Origin of the sequence: Legionella feeleii (assembly GCF_001467625.1) — a bacterium.
GTDB classification, from domain to species: Bacteria; Pseudomonadota; Gammaproteobacteria; order Legionellales; family Legionellaceae; genus Tatlockia; species Tatlockia feeleii.
Genome location: NZ_LNYB01000046.1, coordinates 1 through 20,646, shown reverse-complemented (window position 1 = coordinate 20,646; position 20,646 = coordinate 1). Strand labels below are relative to the sequence as shown.

Here is a 20,646-nt window from a genome sequence, read left to right as displayed (position 1 = left end):
TTATTCTGGTTTGAATTAAACTAATTGCCTGCCATGCAAGAGAAACTAAATTACACGTTAGCCGAAAATGAGATGTTACCTAAAAAGTTAACCTCTTTTTTTTGGCATTTTATTAAAAAACAACCTATTGCTTTCGCTATCTTTTTTTTAGCCCCCTTAGCACTCATTTTAGAAACCAATATTATCCCTTATTCCTTAAAGATGATTATTGATGCGATTACTAATCAACAAGGTGATCGCACCAGTGTTTTTTTTGCTGTAGCACCGGCTTTATGGTTAGGGGGAGGAGCCTGGGCTGGCTTAATTATCATTATTCGCTTGCAAAACTGGTGGCAAGGCTATGTCATACCAAGATTCCAAGCCCAGGTTCGAATGTCTGTTTTGGACTATTTATCTCGGCATTCCTATCATTATTTCTCTAATCAAATGGCTGGCAGTCTCGCTAATAAAGTGAATGATCTTCCTCGGGCTCTTGAAGCCATTCGCATGATTATCAGCTGGAATGGTATAGCTACTCTCGGTGCAACCATTGTTGCCTTGATATTGATGGCTACAATTAATGGTTGGTTTACAGTCTTATTATTATCCTGGATTATTTTGCAGGGTTTTATTAGTTTTTATTTTGCGCGTAATATTAATCGTTACGCCGAAGAAAATGCAGAAGATAAAAGCAAATTAAGCGGAAAAATTGTTGATACCCTTAGCAATATTGGTGCGGTAAAACTTTTTGCACGTAGTCGCGATGAATTGTCCTATATCAATAAAAGTCAGGAAAGAGAGGTACAAAGTAATAAGAAACTCACTATTTACATGAACCTCTTTCGCTTGTTTTTAGATATACCAGTAACAGTAATGCTGGGGCTAATGGTCTATCTGCTCTTGTCTTTCTGGCAACGTAATTTGATAACCACTGGTGATCTGGTATTTATTTTTAATTCTTTTTTTTCGATTATGACCCAGGTATGGTATTTGTGCCATGCACTGGCTGATCTATTCCGTGAAATCGGTGTAGCCCAACAGGCTTTGTCTTTGATTGTCACACCTATTGAAATTGTTGATGAACCCAATGCAATACAATTGCAAGTGAAGAAAGGAAAAATTGAATTTGATAATGTGAGTTTTCATTACCACGAAGGGAATCAAATTTTTGAAAAAAAATCGGTAGTCATTCAACCCAGGCAACGCGTTGGTTTAGTAGGTTATTCCGGAAGTGGAAAAACAACATTCATTAATCTGATTCTACGATTTTTTGATGTGGAAGAAGGTCGTATTCTAATTGATGAGCAGGATATCAGTCAGGTAACTCAGGAGTCCTTGCGAAACACAATTAGTATGATTCCGCAGGACCCAACTTTATTTCATCGCAGTTTGTTGCAGAATATAGGCTTTGGTAAGGCTGGTGCAACAAGAGCCGAGATTATTGCTGCTGCACAACAAGCTCATTGCCATGATTTTATCAGCAGTTTGCCGCAAGGCTATGATACCCTCGTTGGTGAGAGGGGAGTAAAGCTTTCTGGTGGACAAAGACAGCGAGTGGCTATCGCGCGTGCCATTCTTAAAAATGCCACTATCTTGATTCTTGATGAGGCAACATCCCAATTGGACTCGATTACTGAAGAATCGATTCAAGCGTCGCTGTTTGGGTTGATGCAGGGTAAAACGACATTGGTCATTGCGCATCGCTTATCAACACTGCTTTATATGGATAGAATTTTAGTATTTGAGAAGGGAGTTATTGTTGAGGATGGTTGTCATGAAGAATTGATTGCCAAAAACGGTTTATACAAATCCATGTGGGACGCACAGGTTGGAGGCTTTTTGCCTGAGCAAGAATTGAATGCAAATTAATGCTATTTGCATTGGTTATTGTTTTGTTATTTTATATGGCAGTGTGATAGAATAGAAACCAATTTTAAGGCGTTTAAGGTAAGATCATATGGGTAAAGGCGATGTGTATGCTGGCGGCTTGGATATACCATTTTTTGCGTCAGCCAATTTTGAAAAATCGGCTGATGGACGCACTTCGCAGGAACAAGCAAATATTATTGCCAGAAATGCCTTACGTCTATTAATGATGGGTTGGCAGAATGGCTGGGAAGATCTTCTTTCTTTACAAGTCATTAAAGCCGTATTTCTAAGGCGCGATCCAGAGTTAATGCGCGGCATGCGATTAGCTTTTCAAGAAGGATTTCAACACGTTTGTACTCAGTTACAGGATGCCAACGTGTCGCCAGAAAGCAATCCCTTGCAATTTAAACAGGCACAATTATTTCTTAGCAATTGTTTATCACTCTTGCCTTATGGTGATATTAATCCTTATGAGTCTATCTCCATACCACAATGGATTAATAACAGCTGGCAATTAGTAGACTATAAAGTAGTTCCTATTGAATTAACACCAACGAAGGGTTTTAAGGCCTTATTTATCAGAGATGAGGATAGAGTTTTCGCTTATGGTCTGGAGCCCATTAACCGCTCTGACGCGGAGCCCCATTTAATTTTTATGGGAACTACCTATCCAGCTGGCCAGGGGTTTTTCTCGCAAATCAAGACGGATATGGAGGCTTTTGAAACTGCTGGAAAAAAACTTTATCGCAGCGGGTATAAAAAAATTACCGAATGGCTGGATAAACAGCAGCAGAAAGCGCATGTTTGTGGCATTAGCCTGGGAGGGGCTTTAGCAGGACTCCTGGCTATTCATCTGGGAGACAAGCTGTCGCGTGTTGTCGTATTAAATCCTGCAGGACTTTATCTTCCTTGGCGAAAAAGCCGTTTTGATCGTTGGGATCAAATAACAGACAAACCTTCGGTCTGTGTTCAAAAAAATAAGGGGGATCCCGTGTCTCCTTTTGGTGTTTGGAAAGAAGACTGGGATATCGTTGAAGTTACTCCACCAGAAGACAGAGAGGGTCCTAATGCCCTGGCTGCTCATGCTATGAACTACGCGGGCCTTGCAAAAACGGAATTCCTCGGAGTGGATACGAAAGCCGATAATGCGGCGCGCAGTAAACGTAATTTCATCCTTTATACAATGTTGAGAAGTTTATTTTATTACACAGTGGCAGTTCCTTTTTATTACATAGTTCTGCCTATATTACGTTATATTTTAAGCCATAAGATGCAGCTCACTTTGACAGTTGCTTTTGCCTTGCTATTTTCTTCGCAGCCTGCATTTGCTTTGGCATTGATTATCCCTGCGTTGACAGCTCAAACCTTGTTGATGTTGAATATTGTTGTTTCTAGTGTCATGACCGCTTTTTTAGTCGATAAGTCCTTGGCTTTTTTACTGGATAAGGTTAGTGGTAAAAAAGATTCTGATTTTAGTCAATTTTTTAGTTGGTTAAATCACCAGTCTTTAGTAACAAAGTTATTTTTTACCCTGGGTCTGGCTGCTACGGTTTGGGAAGCAGCAGCTCCTGTTATTATGCCCACCTTGATTCCGCTGATAGCAGCTTCCACGGCTTTATATATTCTGGCTGCTGTTCCTCTGGCAATCTATCTTGTACATCGATTAGGTTCAGCGATTCAAATTATCTTTGGTTGGAACGAAGTTCAAGCACCTTTGTGTCACGATCCAAAGTTACCAAGGAATGATTTGATGAATATGTATTCCGAAACTCAAAAAATAGAGGCGGAGTTTACTTACGAACAATTGAATTCGTATTACCATGCTAAACGGTGTATTTTAAAGAATAAACCTTTTTTACCAGAAATGGATAAAGGGCGTGTGGAATTTAGAGAGGATGACTCTAGGTTATCTAAGAGAGAAGTTTTGGAGCGCGGTCTTAGTCATCCACAGGCAGTGATAACAGTTAAAGCGACCAAAGCCAAGATTTATGATATCAAGGAAACAGTAGCTATAATGGGGAAAATTGGGTTACATCCGCTCGAAGAAGGTAGAGTAAAGGAGAGTCTCGAACCTCAGCACCAAGCCTATCAGCGAGGTAAAGTATAATAGCAAGGAGGCTTTTAATATGGATTATATCAAGCATTTTAACCAGCAGACTGCTGATTATTTAAATTTTCGACCTAATTATCCAAATTCTTTGTATCAATATTTATCTTCCCTGGCTAAGTCTCATAATTGTGCTTGGGACTGTGGAACGGGTAACGGACAAGCTGCTGTTGCGTTAACCAACTATTTTGAAGAAATTATCGCGACTGATGTTAATCAGGCGCAGTTAGATGTTGCACCGCGACCGCAAGCAATCGGTTACCTAAATTGTCCTGCGGAAAATACTCCAATTCTTGCCAACTCGATTGATTTAATTACAATTGCACAAGCGTTGCATTGGTTTAACTTTGATTTGTTCTATAAGGAAGTCCGTCGAGTTAGTAAGCCTGAAGCAATTATTGCTGCTTGGTGCTACTCACTGGGGAAGTTTGATATTACAGCACTTGATGAAGGTATCAGAGAGCTTTATGAAACAGTTTTAGGCGATGAGTATTGGCCCAAAGAGCGCCGTTTTATTGATGATGAATACCGCACCATTCCCTTTCCTTTTGAAAAATTCACTACACCGACTTTTGTTATTGAAAAAAATATGGATTTTTCCCAGTTGATTGGCTATTTGAATACCTGGTCAGCAGTAAAAGAATACCAAAAGCGTGAGCAAAGTAATCCGATTAATCTTGTTTTTAAAAAACTTGAAAGTGCGTGGGGGGATTCACAAAAACAACGTAAAATTCATTGGCCCTTGCATCTATTAGTTGGTCCGGTCTTTAAGGGCTTTTGACATTTGGCCGAAAAGCATTGAAATTTCCTGCGCTTCACTGGTCATTTACTACCATATAAACTCTGCTGCGATGATTGGTAAGTCAATCGACCCAATCTGGCGAAATCTAACAGGCCCTGGTGCTTAACTAATTAAGTGATACATAAGTAGTGCTGCGCGTTGTGTTTGCATCGACAATGAAGAAACATTCAATGTTTCGTTAATAGAGTGGGCGCCTGTGCCAACGGGACCCAAACCCGCCAAATTAGCGGAGACCAAAGAGGCAATGTAAGAAATATCCCCAGCTCCTCGCAGGCCCGGATCGAGGGGCTTGATTGCTCCATAACCCAAAGCAGTACTCGCCTTACTGTATAACTGCAGAAGCTGCAAGTTTTGTGGGGTTGGCGGCATGGCCGGAATACCCTCTTCAAAAGCAACAGAGGCGTTGGTTACAGGCAGGTGTTGGTTGACGATAGCGATTATTCTTTTTTCAGCATTCTCCTTTTGCGCAGTGGAGAGAAAACGTAAATCTCCTTTGGCCATCGCTGTTTTGGCAATGACATTGGTTTTGCCAAAAGCGTTGCCTGCTGATTGATGTACATCATAGCTTGTTGTTGTTCCACCTAAAATTAAACCGGGATTGAATGAAAGATACCGTTCGGAAGAGAGTTGAATTCTCATCTGATGCAGAATACGGGCTAATTCAAATATTGCGCCATCACCAGCTTTTTCCTGAAAAATTTCTGAGGAGTGCGCTTCTTTACCTTGTGTCTTAATGAGCCAGTTACTTATTCCTCGCCGAGCGATGGTGGCGGTATCATTAGTAATAGCCCACTCAAAATCAAGGGCAATGTCACTGTTCTGCGCTGCGTCTACCAGGGCTTTTCTTGAAATGGAGGTTGGTTTGCCCGAGTCCTCTTCATCACCTGTTAAAATAACAGTGATTGTGGCATCGTCTAAAGCATGTGCTTGATGAAGCGCCTGTAAGGCATAAAGAATGACAACAACACCACCTTTATCATCGATGACCCCTGGCCCTGTTGCAAGATCACCCTGACGAATAAATTTTTGTAAAGGGCTGTTAATTGGAAAGACGGTATCCATATGGCCAATTAACAATAATCGCTTACCTTTATGACCTTTATGTTGGGCAATTAAGGTACCTGCACGATGCATTGTCGGAGGAGTATCAATCCATTGTGTTGTAAAACCAAGCTGAGTAAATAGGGGGATTAAACTATTTCCCACTTCTTTAATTCCTGCGATGTTCTCTGTACCGCTGTTAATATTGACAAGCTTTTCCAACAAATTAAGTTGATTTTCACGTTGGGTAAGAATATAGCCACTAATCTGCGCTTCGGCTGGTGAAAGTGCTTTTGCTTTGACTGGCTGAATAAGGAGTGTACTCAGGATAAAAAGGCTGGCTAATACGAATTGCTTCATCCTGCTCTCCCTAAAAACATCATAGAAATGGTTTATTTAACGAGAAATGACTGTAGCATAAACCAGGCTGGGTTCGAAAGTTGGGTGAAGATGAAATTGAAAAAGGGTGGTCTTTGCAGGAGTCGTATTGTAGTATCAATTTTTCCCGCACCAAGTGACAGATCATGATAACGTACTGCGTAGAGTTGTACCCATTATGCATTATGATATCGCATTGGAAGTGAATTTTTAACAAACAGGATTTTAGGGATGACTGAGCAATCTATTGTGAAAATGGGTAATAAGCAGTTATCGACACCTTCATTACCGGTCGATGATTTTCATAGCCTTGAAATTCCACCACTGATTGAAGATATGCTGGATACGATGAAAGCAAAAAAAGGCGTTGGTATTGCGGCGCCCCAAATTGGTTGGAATAAAAGAATTATCATGTTCGGCTTTGAAAAAAATGAGCGTTACCCTAATGAAAAACCCATCCCTTTTACCATTCTGATTAATCCAAGTTACAAGATCCTTACCGAAGAAAGTGTTGAAAGCTGGGAGGGCTGTTTGAGCGTTCCAGGATTGCGTGGTTTAGTTCCTCGTGCTTATAGAATTATGTATAGTGGATACGATTTACATGGTAAGAAAATCACTCGAACAGTAGAGGGCTTTCATGCCAGAGTCGTGCAGCATGAATGTGATCATCTCGACGGTATACTTTTTCCGCAACGTATAAAAAATATGTGTAATTTTGGTTTTGAAGATGAGTTAGGTAATAAAATCTTGCAAGCCGCAGGGACTATCAATTGCTTAAATGAGGATTAACAGCTAGTTTAATCTGTCTAAGATTTATAGAATGGGTGGCAGAAGTGATGAAACCTTTTTTGACAGGAATATCCTGTTTTTTTCTTGGATTAAAAGCACTAAACCAACAAGGATTAAGGCGTTTTGTAGTATTACCGCTACTGTTTAATTTTTTACTCTATGGCAGTATCGCTTATTTAAGTTATCACTATTTATTTGCATTTACCGATTATTATATTAAGCAATTGCCTCATTGGCTTAGTTTTCTTAGTAGTGTCTTTACTCTATTATTTTTTTTGTTATTTGTGCTACTTTTTTTATCCACTTTTTCAGTAGTGGCTAATGTATTTGCCGCGCCGTTTAATGGTTTATTATCGGAAAGAGCGCAAAATTTATTATATGGCATAGCTGTCCCTGAAAGGCCGTTCGGTACGATGGTGGTGCAGAGTATAAAACGGCAGGGGCAATTTATTTATTACTATTTACCTCGTTTTATTGGTTTGTGCCTATTATTTTTGATTCCACCGCTTCATCCTTTTTTGCCTTTTCTATGGTTTATTTTTAATGCCTGGATGTTAAGTATGCAGTATCAGGATTTCGCTATGGATAATAATTTGGTGGATTTTAGTACCATGCGCAAGGAAATAAAGAGGAGTAAACGTTTTTCTATGGGATTTGGTTTTATAATCAGTCTCTTGAGTTTTATACCTTTTTTAAATATTTTAATTATGCCAGCAGCTGTAATTGGTGGTACTTTAATGTGGTATAAACGCCAGCAAAACAAATAAACGCACTGAACTACTGAGAAACTGAAGAAAGTGCCATGTTCTTTCTTGATTCAGGGCCCGAACCGACTTGTAACATTTAACTGTCAGAAAAGAGTTTGTTTTTAACATTCTGTTAATAAATAGGCTATATAATTGCTCAATTTTTTTTAATGAGCAGTAAGATGCCAAAATTTCTAGTCAAAACATCCAGTTTTGTCTTAATTGATCTTCAGCGTGGGAAAAGATATGTAGGTGCTCCGCTGGTTCATCGTATCCAGGCACCGCAAAAAGGCAACACCTGTGGCTTATATGCCTTTAATCCTTTGCGCTTTCGTTTTGGTAATCAATATCCGACAACCAATAGGGATCGAAATATTGAATTGGTTTTTTCCATGTACCGTTGTGGGCTTAATAAAATTGATTCTAATGAGCCAATTTGTAAATTACTATTAGAAGAAATACGTGATTTTCTTGCTTCCGATCTGAAAAAAATCACTATGGATGAAGTAAAAAACTATTTATTAGAATTAGAAAAAAATTTGGCCGCATTTAAAAAATTCTCTTCAGATACTGTCGAAACTCAAAAACAAATTCAACAATATAAAGAGATTTGTCAGGAATTTATTGACAATGACTATGGGTATGATGATTTCGAAGAATTTTTAACTCAAAAGGCAAATATTGATCTTATTAAGCTTGCACAAAAAACTATCGCAAGTTTAAGTTTTATTACGGCATTTGAACCCCAAGAAGTCCTTAATAACTATGTTAATGAGAGTATAAAATCAGTTGTTAATTCCAGAGACAACTACGGTAGTATGTTGCGACTTAATCTTGATAATCCTGAGTTCCTGGCACCTATCTATCATCAGGCAGTACTGAATCTGGCTGCGTCTTGTTTTCAATTAGAAGGGTCGGACTGGGATCCTACCAAGCCCATAGAAGCACTTATGGAAACGCTTGAAGAATTTGGGCCTCAGGTTATCTATACGGAACCTTGTGTATTATTTGATAGTGCTAACTGTAAACTAGAAGTAGAGAGTGATACGTATAAAATTTACTCTGCTGGTAAGTCAATGGATGAAAAAGAGGGATGTCATTCGCTTCTCATTGTTGGTGCAGAAAATTGTGATGGCGGACCTTTTGTTTATCTCTCCGATCCCAATGTTCCGGCTCCTTTAAAGGGCCCCAGTCCTCTATATAAAATCCCTTATAGTGAATTATTGATGAAAATCCATAATATTTATGGGGTTTCTTTACAAGAAGATGCAGATAAAATTAAGGGGCCTTTTTCTTTTCAGGCAAAGAAAGGAAATTTTGACAGGTTATACGATTTTGTTAATGGCCATCAGCCTTATCAGCCGCTGGACAATCCTAATAAGACTAGAGCCATGCGACCTAGCATAATCTAGTTTTTTTCGTAAGCCATCCTTAAAAGGATGGCCAATATATCCAAGTTACTTCTAGTATTCGATATGGGTACTCCTTTGAAGCATTTTCAGCAATTGCAAAAAGCGATGCGCTGAATAAGAAAAATTTGGTGTCAAATGAAATAATTCAAGTCATTATGTGCCTAAAGATTTTATTTGGCCTTACAAAACATGCCCACCATCAACTTCAAATATTTTACCGGTTATCCAGGCTGCTTTTTCTGAAGCAAGAAATAAAGCCATATTGGCTACATCCTCTGGTGTACCAGGTCTTTTTAGTGGGATATTTTTGAGGAAATAATCCCATAAGGCTGGATTAGTTGTCGCAGTATTTTCATTCATACCGGCTTCGATGACCCCTGGAGCTATGGCATTAACCCGAATTCCATGTTCTGCCAGATTCAATGCCGCATGTTTTGTCCATTTGTTCATGGCTGCTTTGGACGAACCATAGCCAATGCCTTTGGGCATGGTTACATTGCCGCTAATAGAGGAAATATTCAAAATACAGCCTTTAGTATTTTTATCGACCATATCTTTTGCACACAACTGGGATAAGTAGAGGGGGGCAATGGTGTTAACCTGGAAAACTGCTTGCATTTTTTCTGGAGGCAGCTCAAACAAGGTTTCACGGCATAACATGCCTGCGTTATTAATTAAGATATCAACATGCCCTAAATGCATTAGAGCCTGTTCAGCGAAAGATGGAATATTATCCATCTTTGAAAAGTCGGCATAAAGTGCCAATGCACTACGGCCGGTGGCTTTAATTGCTTCAACCGTTTCTTTGGCTCCGGCATTATCACTGTGATAACTGATGACAATATCCGCACCTTCTTCTGCAAAAGCCAATGCTATTCTTTTCCCTATACTGCGATTTGCACCCGTAACGATTACTTTTTTATTGCTGAAATCCATGGCAATCCTTTTGTATTTATATGTTAACAGTAGCACTTTATCTCATTTTTACAGAAGGCGTGAATGAGGTTTAGCGATAAATGCTATACTCACTCCTGGTTGACCTCGTTGTCAGTGGTAATTAATTTCCTAACAATTTGCGGTTTTGCTATGTCAATAAAAACGCTGCAGAATAATAAAGCAAGAAAAATTATTCATGTTGATATGGATTGTTTTTATGCAGCCATAGAGGTTCGTGATAACCCCGCTTTGGCAGGTAAACCAGTGGCTGTGGGTGGAGCTGGAAAGCGCGGTGTTCTTTGTACCTGCAATTACATCGCACGCCAATATGGTGTTCATTCAGCTATGGCGACTTCTATTGCTTTACGTTATTGCCCAGATCTTATCGTTTTGCCAGTTAATATGCCTAAGTATGTTCAGGTTTCCAGAGAGATCAATCGTATCTTTCGTGAGTTTACTGATTTAGTCGAGCCTTTATCACTTGATGAAGCATATCTGGATGTGACTGATTCTGTTGATTATCAAGGTAGCGCGACCTGGATAGCACAGGCAATTCGAAGAAAAATCTTACAGTTGGAAAAAATTACTGCTTCGGCAGGCGTAGCGCCTAATAAATTTTTGGCGAAAATAGCGAGTGCCTGGCATAAGCCAAATGGTTTGTTTGTTATTGCCCCAGAACAAGTAGAGGCTTTTATTCAGCCATTACCAATTAACAAATTGTTTGGGGTCGGTAAGATTACAGCTCAAAAGCTGAACAGACTAGGCATTATGACCTGTGCTGATGCGCAAAACTTGCCTTTGCCATTCCTGACCCAGCAATTCGGTAAATTTGGCGTACATCTGTATAACCAATCCCGAGGTATTGATAATCGGCCGGTTGAGCCTAATAGAATAAGGAAGTCATTGAGTGTCGAAACAACACTTGAACAAGATACTAACAGTTATGGGCATTGTATTGAAATAATTCATCACCTGTATTCGAGTCTTGCAAGAAGAATTCAAACATCCGCGCCTAATCGGTTAATTAAGGCGCAATTTATTAAAATAAAATTTAGTGATTTCAAGCAGGTAACAGCCGAAATAAAAAGCGAACAACTCGTTTTAAAACGCTATAAAGATTTGTTTCAAAAAATTCATGCTAACAGGAATCAAGCTGTCAGGTTGTTGGGATTAGGCGTGCAGTTTTATCCCGTGAGTGATACTGCTTCCTATGTACAACAAAATCTATTTGGAGAGGATCTATTTTCACTTTAAAATATTAGCTCCTGTTTTTATATTGAACTCATTAATTGCTTATTTGAATTTCAATATCGCGTGCATCTGACAAGCCATGATCGTCAACTACACGGACCACAAATTTCCCTGCTTTGGCTTGCCATAAGAAAGGCTGGTCGGCGCGGGTTTTTGCCAAATAGGTTTCATTAATAAACCAATACAGTGTTTCTATACCGGCATCCGTGACTGCAATAAACGGGATCTGGGTTTTCTCGGATGTATTAGTGCGCAGGATATAACTTAAACCTGTTTGAGGTGATGTAATCTGAGGGCTTAAACCCGGATGCCCTTGTGGCGAACAACTGGGATCAAAAAATGGGGGGGTACGACGCTGAATACCGGCTTGTTTAAAGATTCTAAGTAAATCCGAGGGCCAGAATTCATAGATTTCGAAACGAGTATTGTCATCGAAATGACAAGTACGCAAGCCAGTATTTTTATCGATAGCAATCTCACGGTAAATAGTATCGGATTTAATGGGAGATTTTCCTGGGATAAACCAAGTCATTTCTGTATCGTAGCAATAACGGGTAGGTAACATTCCGGAAGCTTTACAAACTTCAACTTGAGTTAGATGCATTCTTTCCGGATGTTTTTCTACAATTGGTATAGGACCTCTTTCATGCTTAATTGCATCAATCAGTTCAAAAAATAAAGGTGCTGCGATATTCTTTCCAACAAAAGCAGGATTGCTTTTATTATCAAAATTGCCAATCCATACTGTTAAAACATAGGGGCCGAAGATCCCTACAGACCAGGCATCTCGATAGCCTGAAGAGGTTCCGGTTTTCCATGCAACTGCTGTTTTATGATTAGTTGGTGCATAAGCAGCTTCAGGTCTGGGAGTATCTTTCAACATATCTAATACCAGGAAACTTGCCTCTGGACTGAGTAAGCGTTTACCTGGAAGCATGGGTTCCTCTTTTCGCATCCGCAAAGGATGCCAAAGTCCATCATTCACTAACATGGCATATAAGCTGGTGAGCTCACGCATGGTTAGTTCAGCACCACCGAGACTTAAAGCCAGGCCATAGTAAGATTCTGACTTCAAATTAGAAACCTGCGCTTTTTCTAATAGCTCATGTAGAGTAGGATTCCTTAACTGGCTGGCAAGATAAATGGCTGGGATATTACGGCTAAGGATTAAAGCATCCTTGGCTTTGATGGGCCCCATAAACTCATAATCAAAGTTCTCCGGGTTATAGCCGCTGAAACTATGAGGTACATCTTTTAGTACGGTATGAGGATGAATTAAGCCTTGATCAAGTGCTAAACCATAAATGAAAGGTTTTAAAGTAGAGCCCGGCGACCGCTTGGTTTCTGTACCATTAATTTGTCCACTAATCACTTTATTAAAAAAATTGGCCGAACCTACCAACCCCTTGACGCTCATATCACGGCTATCAACTAATAAAATAGCCGCATTAAAAGCACCGACTCCTTTTTTCCGTGCTAAATAATTCCGGGTAATACGCTCCAAAATAGTTTGTAAGCGTATATCTAGGGTAGTTGTTATCTCTTGTTGCTTAGGGGGAGTAGTATTCAGGATTGTATTAACTAAGTGAGGGGCAGCAAACGGTAAAGAATGGACATTTTGTATTGCTAACGGCAAATCAATAGCCGATTTTTTATTTTCATCTTCAGGATGTTGAGTGAGCCAGCGGCTAAAAAGCTTATCGCGAATTTGCTTAAGATTTTTATTTTGAGAGGTTCGTTGAGTCGGGTTTTGTGGAATAATACTTAAAGTTAATGCCTCTGGTAAGCTAAGATTCTTAACTGGTTTAGCAAAATAAATTAAGCTTGCAGCACCAACTCCTTCAACGTTACCGCCATACGGGGCGAGGTTTAAATAGGCTTCCAAAATTTCGTCTTTGCTGTAATGCATTTCCAGTTGTAGCGCGCGGATAATTTGCCAAATTTTTCCTGAGAATTTTTTTGAATTAATGCCAAAGCGAAGGCGAGCGACTTGCATTGTAATGGTTGAGGCACCAATTCGACGCGATTTGATGACATAGGTTTGCCAACCCGCTTTAAGCGTCGCAAAAGGATTAATCCCATAATGCCAGCGGTAATACTGATCTTCTTGTAATAATGTGGCAGCAACCAGTTGTTTGGAGATTTTATCTAAAGGAGTAAACAGGCGATATTTATCGTCACGACTGAGAGTCAGGCGTAGTAAATGCTGTTGTTCATCATACACTGCAGTGGAAAAGCTGATCCCGCTTAATAAAGCGGGTTTAGGTGAAAAAAATAGTATTGTCCATCCACTGACAAAAACAAAAACTAGTATTATGCTAGAGATTTTAAAAAACTTCTTCATAGTAAGGACTACTATACAGCATGAAGAGGGTGATCGGTGTAATTTTGCATTTTAATTACATCAAATTGTGGTGAAATTGCGTTAAAAAGTTGGACAACTATCTAATATAGTTAGCCACCCTATGGCATAATATACCTTCCTGTCAAGTTGGATTATATATGAACAAAAAACCCTTTACTAAGTTGGGTGCCGCTATCGGTTCTTTCTTTGCTCTTATACTCGGTAAATTCAACTGGAGTAGTCCTCCTTGGCTGGCTTTCCTGCGGCGTAAAGCTGTTGCAAGCCCAAAACATTTTTGGGGGATTGTGAGTGCTGTTTGTATTGTACTCCTTGGTTTGGGTTATGGTTATTACTGGTACCAAAATCAACCAAAACCTCAGCTGATAACTGCCTCAATTACAGCACCTAAAATTACACCCCTGACTGAGGAAGAAACGCTTGTTCCAGATAACTTAATCATTGATTTTGGTTTCAAAGAGGCGCAGGATAATTTTGTTACACAATCGGTGGCACCACTTCAACTGATTGGTAAAGAAGTTCCTGAAGGCATTGAGTTATCACCTGCCATGCCAGGGAAATGGCGATGGGAGAATGATAGCCGTTTGGTATTTACACCGGATCAAGATTGGCCGGCAGGACAAACCTACCATATTCATTTTGCCAAACATGCTTTTGCGACGGCAGCTAAAATGGAACGTTTTGACTATTCTTTTTCTACTGAGCCTTTCCAGGCCAAGATTACTGAATTTAAGTTTTATCAAGATCCTGTTGATGCTAAAGTTCGACAAGCCATTGCCACTATTAATTTCAATTTCCCCGTTGATCCAGACAGTTTTGAGCGTAAAATTTCTCTTATGCTTGAAGCCTTGAAAAAGGAGCGATTGGATTTAGGGGCGCAAAAATATAAATTTACAGTGACGTATGACAAATTTAAGCGTACCGCTTATTTGCATTCTGAAACCTTATCACTGCCGGAGGTATCGCGTTATCTACTCTTAACTATTGATAAAGGCGTTAAATCTGCAACTGATTCCTCTGAGACAAGTGAGATTGTTTCTCAAAATCTTTTAATTCCAGATAGTGGTGCTTATTTCAAAGTCAGCGCAGCTTCTGCGTCTATCATTCGTAACGAACAGGATAGACCAGAACAAGTGTTAACTGTAGAAACAACCCTGGGGATTACTGACGCCGAAATTAATAAATCTTTACATGTTTATTTGTTACCAGAAAACTATCCCGCTACTGCAGCAGAAGAAGAAAAGAAAAATTATGAATGGCAAAATCCAGGAGAAGTGACGGCAAATATTTTGGCGCTTTCAACCGCATTGCCTATGCAGGCTCTTCCAGCAGACAGGAATTATGCGACCTTGCATAGTTACAGATTTAACGCTCAAACTCCACGTTATATTTATCTTAAATTGGATAAAGGTGCTCGTGCTTTTGGTGATTTTGTTTTAACGAATGATTATGCTGCGATTATTAAAGTACCTGAATATCCAAAGGAAATTAGTTTTCTTCATAAGGGCGCTTTACTCGCTTTAGGTGGTGATAAAAAATTGTCGATTACTATTCGCGGTTTACCTGCCGTTAAGTTTTCTATCGCGCGGGTGCTGCCGGATAATGTCAATCAGTTGGTTACACAAACACAGGGTGATTTTAATAACCCTTATTTTATTAATCAAAGCTTTAATCAACAAAATATTAGTGAAATTTTCTCTGAAATAAGGCAGTTTGATGCGACTGATTTAACGAAACAGCAATATACCGCTTTGGATTTAACCAAGTATCTTTCCACGGAAATGAATACCGGGGGGCCACAGGGATTATTCCTTTTGCAGGCTACAGGCTGGGATATTGCTCTACAACAGCCTTTGGATGTTAAAACAAGTCGATTGGTTTTAATCACTGATTTGGGGTTGGTGGTCAAAGATAACAACGATGGTAGTCATGATGTATTTGTACAATCGATTACCCAAGGTGTGCCTGTTGCTAATGCCAATGTTACCGTTTTAGGTAAAAATGGTCTTCCTATTTTGACGCGTACATCGGATGTACAAGGCCGAGTCAATTTTCCAGGACTGAAGGATTTTATTGAAGACCAGGAGCCTACTGTTTATCTTGCCAGTTTTGGTAGCGATGTTTCTTTTATTCCCTACTCCAACTACAATCGCCAATTAAATTATTCACGCTACGATATTGGTGGTGTCTATAACAATAACCAGGAATTACATAGTTTAAGTGCTTATTTATTTTCAGATCGTGGCATCTATCGTCCTGGTGATAAAGTACATTTAGGGATGATCGTAAAACAAATATATGCACAACCGCAGCCTGCTGGTTTGCCTCTTCAGGCGACAGTCATTGATCCGCGTGGAACAACAATCCAGGATCAAAAATTAACGTTGGATGCGAGTGGGTATTTAAGTTTGGATTTTCAAACGAATGCAACCTCACCAACAGGGCAATACTTGATCAATCTCTATATCGTTAAGGACAACCATCCCGATAGTCTGCTTGGCTCAACAACTGTTCGTGTCGCTGAGTTTTTACCGGATCGCATGCGTATCAATTCGCATCTAGCACCAGAACCTATACAAGGTTGGGTTTCTCCTGTGGGACTTATTGCAAAAGTAGGTTTATGGAATTTGTATGGTGCGCCTGCAGTTGATAGAAAAATAGCTGCAAAAATTTTGTTAACTCCTCAGCGTGTTCAATTTGATAAATACCCTGACTACGTGTTTGCTGATCCGCTTCTTGATCCAAACAAGCCGCCGAAAGTATTTACTGATAACTTAGCTACGACAACCACAGACGATAAAGGTCAAGCACAATTTGATTTGAATTTGGAGCGTTTTGATAAGGCGACTTATCAACTAACTTTTTTTGCGGAAGGCTTCGAAGCCGAAGGTGGTCGTAGTGTCACGACACAATCTACCGCATTAGTTAGCCCACTCCCTTATTTTATTGGTTATAAACCAGATGGTGATTTGGCTTACATTAAGCAGAATAGTCAACGCAGTGTGAATTTCATTGCCGTAAATCCGCAGTTAAATCCACAAGCGGTTAAGGATTTAAAAATACAACTCGTTGCCTTACATCCTGTGTCTACTCTGGTTAAAAAATCAGATGGAACTTATCAATACCAATCCATTATTCAAACAACAGTGCTCAGTACTAAGCCGTTTACTGTTGATGAGCAGGGCAGTCATTATGTTTTACCTACCGAGCAGATCGGCGATTTTGCCATCAATATACTCGATCAAAACAATACAGAGTTGAGTCGTTTAAAATTTAGTGTTGTAGGCGCTAGTCAGTTACCGTTAGCTAAAAATGCTGAGCTTAGTGTTAAATTAAATAAAGAAGAATATAAAGCGGATGAAGATATTGAGTTGCAAATTACAGCCCCCTATACCGGTGCTGGCCTAATCACTATAGAGAGGGATAAGGTTTATGCAGTCCAATGGTTTAAAGCTGACACGACCAGTTCCGTACAGAAAATTCATATTCCCAGCGATTTTCAAGGTAATGGCTATGTGAATGTCGCTTTTGTTCGTGATTGGAATTCACCGGATATTTTCATTAGTCCTCTTAGCTACAGTGTCATTCCATTCAAGGTTGATCATGAGAAGCATGCTGTTCATATTGATCTAAATACACCAGCATTGGCACGTCCAGGTGAGCCGTTCTCAATACAATATAAAAGTGATAAACCCGGTAAAATTATCGTGTTTGCTGTTGATGAAGGTATTTTACAAGTAGGCAGATATCAAACACCTGATCCACTTGCTTTCTTTTTCCAAAAGCGAGCTCTGGAAGTAGTTACTCAACAAACGGTTGATCAGATTTTGCCGAAGTTTATTATGGAGAGAGAGCTTTCTGCAGTTGGAGGTGACGGTGGAGAAGAGCTCTTGGCCTCTAACCTCAATCCTTTCAAACGTAAAACAGATCTGCCGGTTGCATATTGGTCAGGGATTGTTGATACCGACTCAACACCACGGCAGCTGGTTTATCAAATCCCTGATTATTTCAATGGCGCTTTGAGAGTAATGGCTGTTGCTGTTGCAAATGATTCTGTCGGTGCAGCTGAAAAGAAATCGGAGGTTCGTGGTAATTTTGTCATCAATCCAAACACACCTACTTTCGTGACGCCTGGTGATGAGTTCGAAATTACAGCCAGTGTTGCTAATAATGTGAAAAATTCTGGTACTAGTGCTGATGTTACTGTTCAATTAAAGACTACACCGGAACTAGAAATAGTGGGTTCAGCCACTGAATCTGTACAAATTAGTGAAGGGCAAGAGAAAACCGTTCGTTTTAAACTGCGGGCAAAACCCTCTTTGGGGTCTGCAAAAATGACTCTGGTTGCTAATACTGGGGATAAATTTAGTAGTATGGATGCTACCCTTAGTGTACGGCCTGCAAGTAATTTTACTACTTCCTTAATCAGCGGTAGTTCGCAGAGTGCAAGTAAATCCTTTGTTCTGGAGCGTTCTCTTTATCCTGAATACCGTAAAGTAGAAGCAGCTATTTCTAGTAGTCCTTTAATTCTAGTATTTGGCTTACAACGTTACTTAGAGGATTTCCCTTATGGATGTACGGAACAATTAACCAGTAAGGCGATGCCTTTGTTGGCGATGGCGGGTCAATCCTGGTTTGCCAATGATACCCGAGCAATTACGGAGAAAATTTTAACAACTGTGCAAATGCTGGGACAACGGCAAATGTCGAGTGGGGCGTTTAGTTATTGGCCAGGCTTAGGTGAGAATAGTAGTAATAATTTCTCAACAGTCTATGCAATGCATTTCCTCACAGAGGCTAGAGCACAGGGTTATAGTGTACCTAATGAAGTGTTTAGTGCAGGGATTGCCTACCTTAAAGATTTGGCTGCGCAAAATGCTACCAGTCTAGATGTAGCACGCATTCAGGCTTATGCTATTTATATTTTGACGCGTAATGAAATTGTTACCACTAATTATTTAACTAATCTGCAAATTTATTTGGAACAAAATCATAAAGAGGTATGGCGACAAGATATCAGCAGTGCTTATATGGCAGCAACTTATCAGTTATTGAAAAGTGCCTCTGAAGCTGAGCGATTGATTACAGGTTACAAAGCACAAGAAAATAGAGCAGATGCGACGGATTTTTATGACCAAAACATTGCTAATGCACAATATTTGTACTTGGTGGCCCGCCATTTCCCTGAGCGATTAGTGAGTGTAGGTAATAAGTTGATAGAACCGCTGGTAACGGCAATCAATAGCGATGAAATCAATACTATCCTGTCAGGTTATACAAGTTTGGCATTGAGTGCTTATGGGCAAGCTAACCAAACAAGTAATCATGCTACTTTCTCAATTAACGAGATTTTTAATGATAACCAACAAAAAACGTTAACTACTCTTGATAATACTTATCAAAAGGTCAGTATTGATGAAAATGTGAAGCAAATTACTTTTAATAGCCCTGGTAAGCAAATTTATTTCTATCAGCTTAGCCAGGCTGGTTTTGATAAAAAACTGTCAAAAGAAGCTCTCAAGCAGGGCTTGGAGATTTATCGTGAGTATCGCGATTTAGAAGGCAATGTGATCACCAGTGCCACATTAGGTAGCGATATTGAGGTTCATATTCAATTGAGAGCCTTAAATGATAGTTACTTGAGTAATGTTGCTGTTGTTGATCTGCTACCAGGAGGTTTTGAGGTAATTCGTGATTCTGTAGGTACCGATAATGTTGACTATGCAGATATACGAGAAGATCGGGTAGTTTTCTTTATGAATGTCGATCAAAATGCTAAAGAGCTTGTTTATCGCATCAAAGCGACCAATATAGGAACGTATAAAGTGCCTCCTGTTTTTGCTGAATCCATGTATGTACCAACCATACAGGCACAGGGGGTTACTGGAAGCATTTCTATAACCGATGCTCCATAAATAAGCGATTAATGAGCAGCACAACCGCCCAGCAAGGTGATTGATCTTTTCTCTTAGCTTGCTAGGAGGTTGTTCTGGCTCTTTTAATGAACCTCTTCAGGCAGTGGATCATTGACAGGTAATAGCATTTGATTTTCAATGATTTCATCGTGATACAATTATTCGAATAGAGGAGCGATTGATATTGTTTTCTATAATTTAACAATTGCTCATTTGCAATTACAGAATGACTGAGTTATCTTTAAAACTAAGATGTAGTATTTCTTGTCCGGCTAATAAGACAAATTATGGAGGCCAGATTGTAGATGTGGTGTGCAAGCTTAACCTGTATTAAGAAGCCTAAAGCATCTCAAGAGGAATCCACTTTTTAATGACGAACTGCGACAAGGATACTACTCTTTCTTTATAGCCTCACTAATTATTTATACTCTCCTTAAAATCCCATTGTTTTTAATTACCATTCTAATAGACACTGCAAATGCTTGCCAAGCAGTTTATTTGAGTCAAATTGGCTTAATTCTTGATTAATTAATCCATATAAATGGACTGAATGGATCATTTTCATGAAGAAAAATTTGGCTAGGGCAATGATTACTGATCTTCTCCAAATGGCAGGCATTACTATTAATGGCCACGCACTCTGGGATCCACAAATTCATAATGAGCAGTTTTATGCCCGTGTCTTGCATGATGCAGATTTGGGTTTAGGTGAAGCTTATATGGAAGGTTGGTGGGATTGCCCCCGTATTGATATGTTAATTACTCGCATTGTTGAGGCAAACATTGAAAATAAACTAAGAGTTAACTTCCGCTTTGCATTTAAATTACTCCTATCGAGGATTTTCAACTTTCAAAATAAAAGGCGCTCCTTACAGGTTGGAAGAAAACATTATGATCTTGGTAATGACTTATTTAAAGCCATGTTAGACAGTAATATGAATTATACCTGTGGTTATTGGAAGAATGCGCAAGAGTTATGCTCGAATCTGGTGTATGTGAAAAATAAATTAGGTGGCGTATCCTGTTGATTGTTCGCCAAGAACATAATCAACAAAAGGA

12 protein-coding genes and 1 other RNA gene are annotated in these 20,646 nt (G+C 39.5%); 10 read left to right on the top strand and 3 right to left on the bottom strand.

Translation table 11 applies throughout. The features are described 5' to 3' along the window. Window positions 1–33: 33 nt before the first annotated feature. From Lfee_RS06465 to Lfee_RS06455, 3 genes are all read left to right on the top strand, one after another. Window positions 34–1,848: an ABC transporter ATP-binding protein gene (locus tag Lfee_RS06465; protein WP_058445062.1), complete on the top strand. Its 1,815-nt coding sequence runs from the start codon at window positions 34–36 to the stop codon at window positions 1,846–1,848. A gap of 88 nt (window positions 1,849–1,936) precedes the next feature. Next, the gene (locus tag Lfee_RS06460; protein ID WP_058445060.1) at window positions 1,937–3,955 is read left to right on the top strand and encodes a hypothetical protein; all 2,019 of its coding nucleotides are present in this window, start codon (window positions 1,937–1,939) and stop codon (window positions 3,953–3,955) included. Between the two features lie 19 nt (window positions 3,956–3,974). Further along, window positions 3,975–4,736 carry a class I SAM-dependent methyltransferase gene (locus Lfee_RS06455; protein ID WP_058445058.1) on the top strand — a complete coding sequence of 254 codons (762 nt, stop codon included), beginning with the start codon at window positions 3,975–3,977 and terminating at the stop codon, window positions 4,734–4,736. A gap of 123 nt (window positions 4,737–4,859) precedes the next feature. Here Lfee_RS06455 and Lfee_RS06450 read toward each other — a convergent pair whose 3' ends face one another. Beyond that, entirely contained in the window at window positions 4,860–6,158 is a 1,299-nt protein-coding gene (locus Lfee_RS06450; protein WP_058445056.1) for a M20 family metallopeptidase, read from the bottom strand. Window positions 6,159–6,407: 249 nt separating this feature from the next. Between Lfee_RS06450 and def the strand changes: the two genes are divergently transcribed. The 3 genes from def to Lfee_RS06435 all read left to right on the top strand — a co-directional run bounded on the left by def (window position 6,408) and on the right by Lfee_RS06435 (window position 9,123). Further along, window positions 6,408–6,965, top strand: coding sequence for a peptide deformylase (def, locus tag Lfee_RS06445; protein WP_058445054.1), 558 nt, complete (start codon window positions 6,408–6,410; stop codon window positions 6,963–6,965). Between the two features lie 47 nt (window positions 6,966–7,012). Next, entirely contained in the window at window positions 7,013–7,732 is a 720-nt protein-coding gene (cysZ, locus tag Lfee_RS06440) for a sulfate transporter CysZ (protein ID WP_058445052.1), read from the top strand. A gap of 161 nt (window positions 7,733–7,893) precedes the next feature. Beyond that, a complete protein-coding gene (locus tag Lfee_RS06435) occupies window positions 7,894–9,123 on the top strand; it encodes a hypothetical protein (RefSeq protein ID WP_058445050.1) in 1,230 nt (409 codons plus the stop codon). 180 nt (window positions 9,124–9,303) lie between these two features. Here Lfee_RS06435 and Lfee_RS06430 read toward each other — a convergent pair whose 3' ends face one another. Beyond that, window positions 9,304–10,059 carry an SDR family NAD(P)-dependent oxidoreductase gene (locus Lfee_RS06430; RefSeq protein WP_058445048.1) on the bottom strand — a complete coding sequence of 252 codons (756 nt, stop codon included), beginning with the start codon at window positions 10,057–10,059 and terminating at the stop codon, window positions 9,304–9,306. A 150-nt stretch (window positions 10,060–10,209) separates the two neighbouring features. Between Lfee_RS06430 and dinB the strand changes: the two genes are divergently transcribed. Then, entirely contained in the window at window positions 10,210–11,313 is a 1,104-nt protein-coding gene (gene dinB / locus Lfee_RS06425) for a DNA polymerase IV (protein ID WP_058445074.1), read from the top strand. Between the two features lie 31 nt (window positions 11,314–11,344). Here dinB and pbpC read toward each other — a convergent pair whose 3' ends face one another. Further along, window positions 11,345–13,654: a penicillin-binding protein 1C gene (pbpC, locus tag Lfee_RS06420; protein WP_058445046.1), complete on the bottom strand. Its 2,310-nt coding sequence runs from the start codon at window positions 13,652–13,654 to the stop codon at window positions 11,345–11,347. A gap of 158 nt (window positions 13,655–13,812) precedes the next feature. Between pbpC and Lfee_RS06415 the strand changes: the two genes are divergently transcribed. From Lfee_RS06415 to Lfee_RS06410, 3 genes are all read left to right on the top strand, one after another. Next, window positions 13,813–19,587, top strand: coding sequence for an alpha-2-macroglobulin (locus Lfee_RS06415; protein WP_058445044.1), 5,775 nt, complete (start codon window positions 13,813–13,815; stop codon window positions 19,585–19,587). Window positions 19,588–19,859: 272 nt separating this feature from the next. Continuing rightward, window positions 19,860–19,963: non-coding RNA, 6S RNA (gene ssrS / locus Lfee_RS17940), on the top strand. 187 nt (window positions 19,964–20,150) lie between these two features. Beyond that, window positions 20,151–20,615, top strand: a complete 465-nt coding sequence (locus tag Lfee_RS06410; RefSeq protein ID WP_058445042.1) for a class I SAM-dependent methyltransferase — start codon at window positions 20,151–20,153, stop codon at window positions 20,613–20,615. Window positions 20,616–20,646: the final 31 nt, after the last annotated feature.

Bases quoted from the DNA above. Each gene is read 5' to 3' on its own strand.
- Lfee_RS06460 (WP_058445060.1), top strand. From the start codon at position 1,937: ATGGGTAAAGGCGATGTGTATGCTGGCGGCTTGGATATACCATTTTTT.
- Lfee_RS06455 (WP_058445058.1), top strand. From the start codon at position 3,975: ATGGATTATATCAAGCATTTTAACCAGCAGACTGCTGATTATTTAAAT.
- def (WP_058445054.1), top strand. From the start codon at position 6,408: ATGACTGAGCAATCTATTGTGAAAATGGGTAATAAGCAGTTATCGACA.
- Lfee_RS06410 (WP_058445042.1), top strand. From the start codon at position 20,151: ATGAAGAAAAATTTGGCTAGGGCAATGATTACTGATCTTCTCCAAATG.
- Lfee_RS06465 (WP_058445062.1), top strand. From the start codon at position 34: ATGCAAGAGAAACTAAATTACACGTTAGCCGAAAATGAGATGTTACCT.
- pbpC (WP_058445046.1), bottom strand. From the start codon at position 13,654: ATGAAGAAGTTTTTTAAAATCTCTAGCATAATACTAGTTTTTGTTTTT.
- Lfee_RS06435 (WP_058445050.1), top strand. From the start codon at position 7,894: ATGCCAAAATTTCTAGTCAAAACATCCAGTTTTGTCTTAATTGATCTT.
- Lfee_RS06430 (WP_058445048.1), bottom strand. From the start codon at position 10,059: ATGGATTTCAGCAATAAAAAAGTAATCGTTACGGGTGCAAATCGCAGT.
- dinB (WP_058445074.1), top strand. From the start codon at position 10,210: ATGTCAATAAAAACGCTGCAGAATAATAAAGCAAGAAAAATTATTCAT.
- cysZ (WP_058445052.1), top strand. From the start codon at position 7,013: ATGAAACCTTTTTTGACAGGAATATCCTGTTTTTTTCTTGGATTAAAA.
- Lfee_RS06415 (WP_058445044.1), top strand. From the start codon at position 13,813: ATGAACAAAAAACCCTTTACTAAGTTGGGTGCCGCTATCGGTTCTTTC.
- Lfee_RS06450 (WP_058445056.1), bottom strand. From the start codon at position 6,158: ATGAAGCAATTCGTATTAGCCAGCCTTTTTATCCTGAGTACACTCCTT.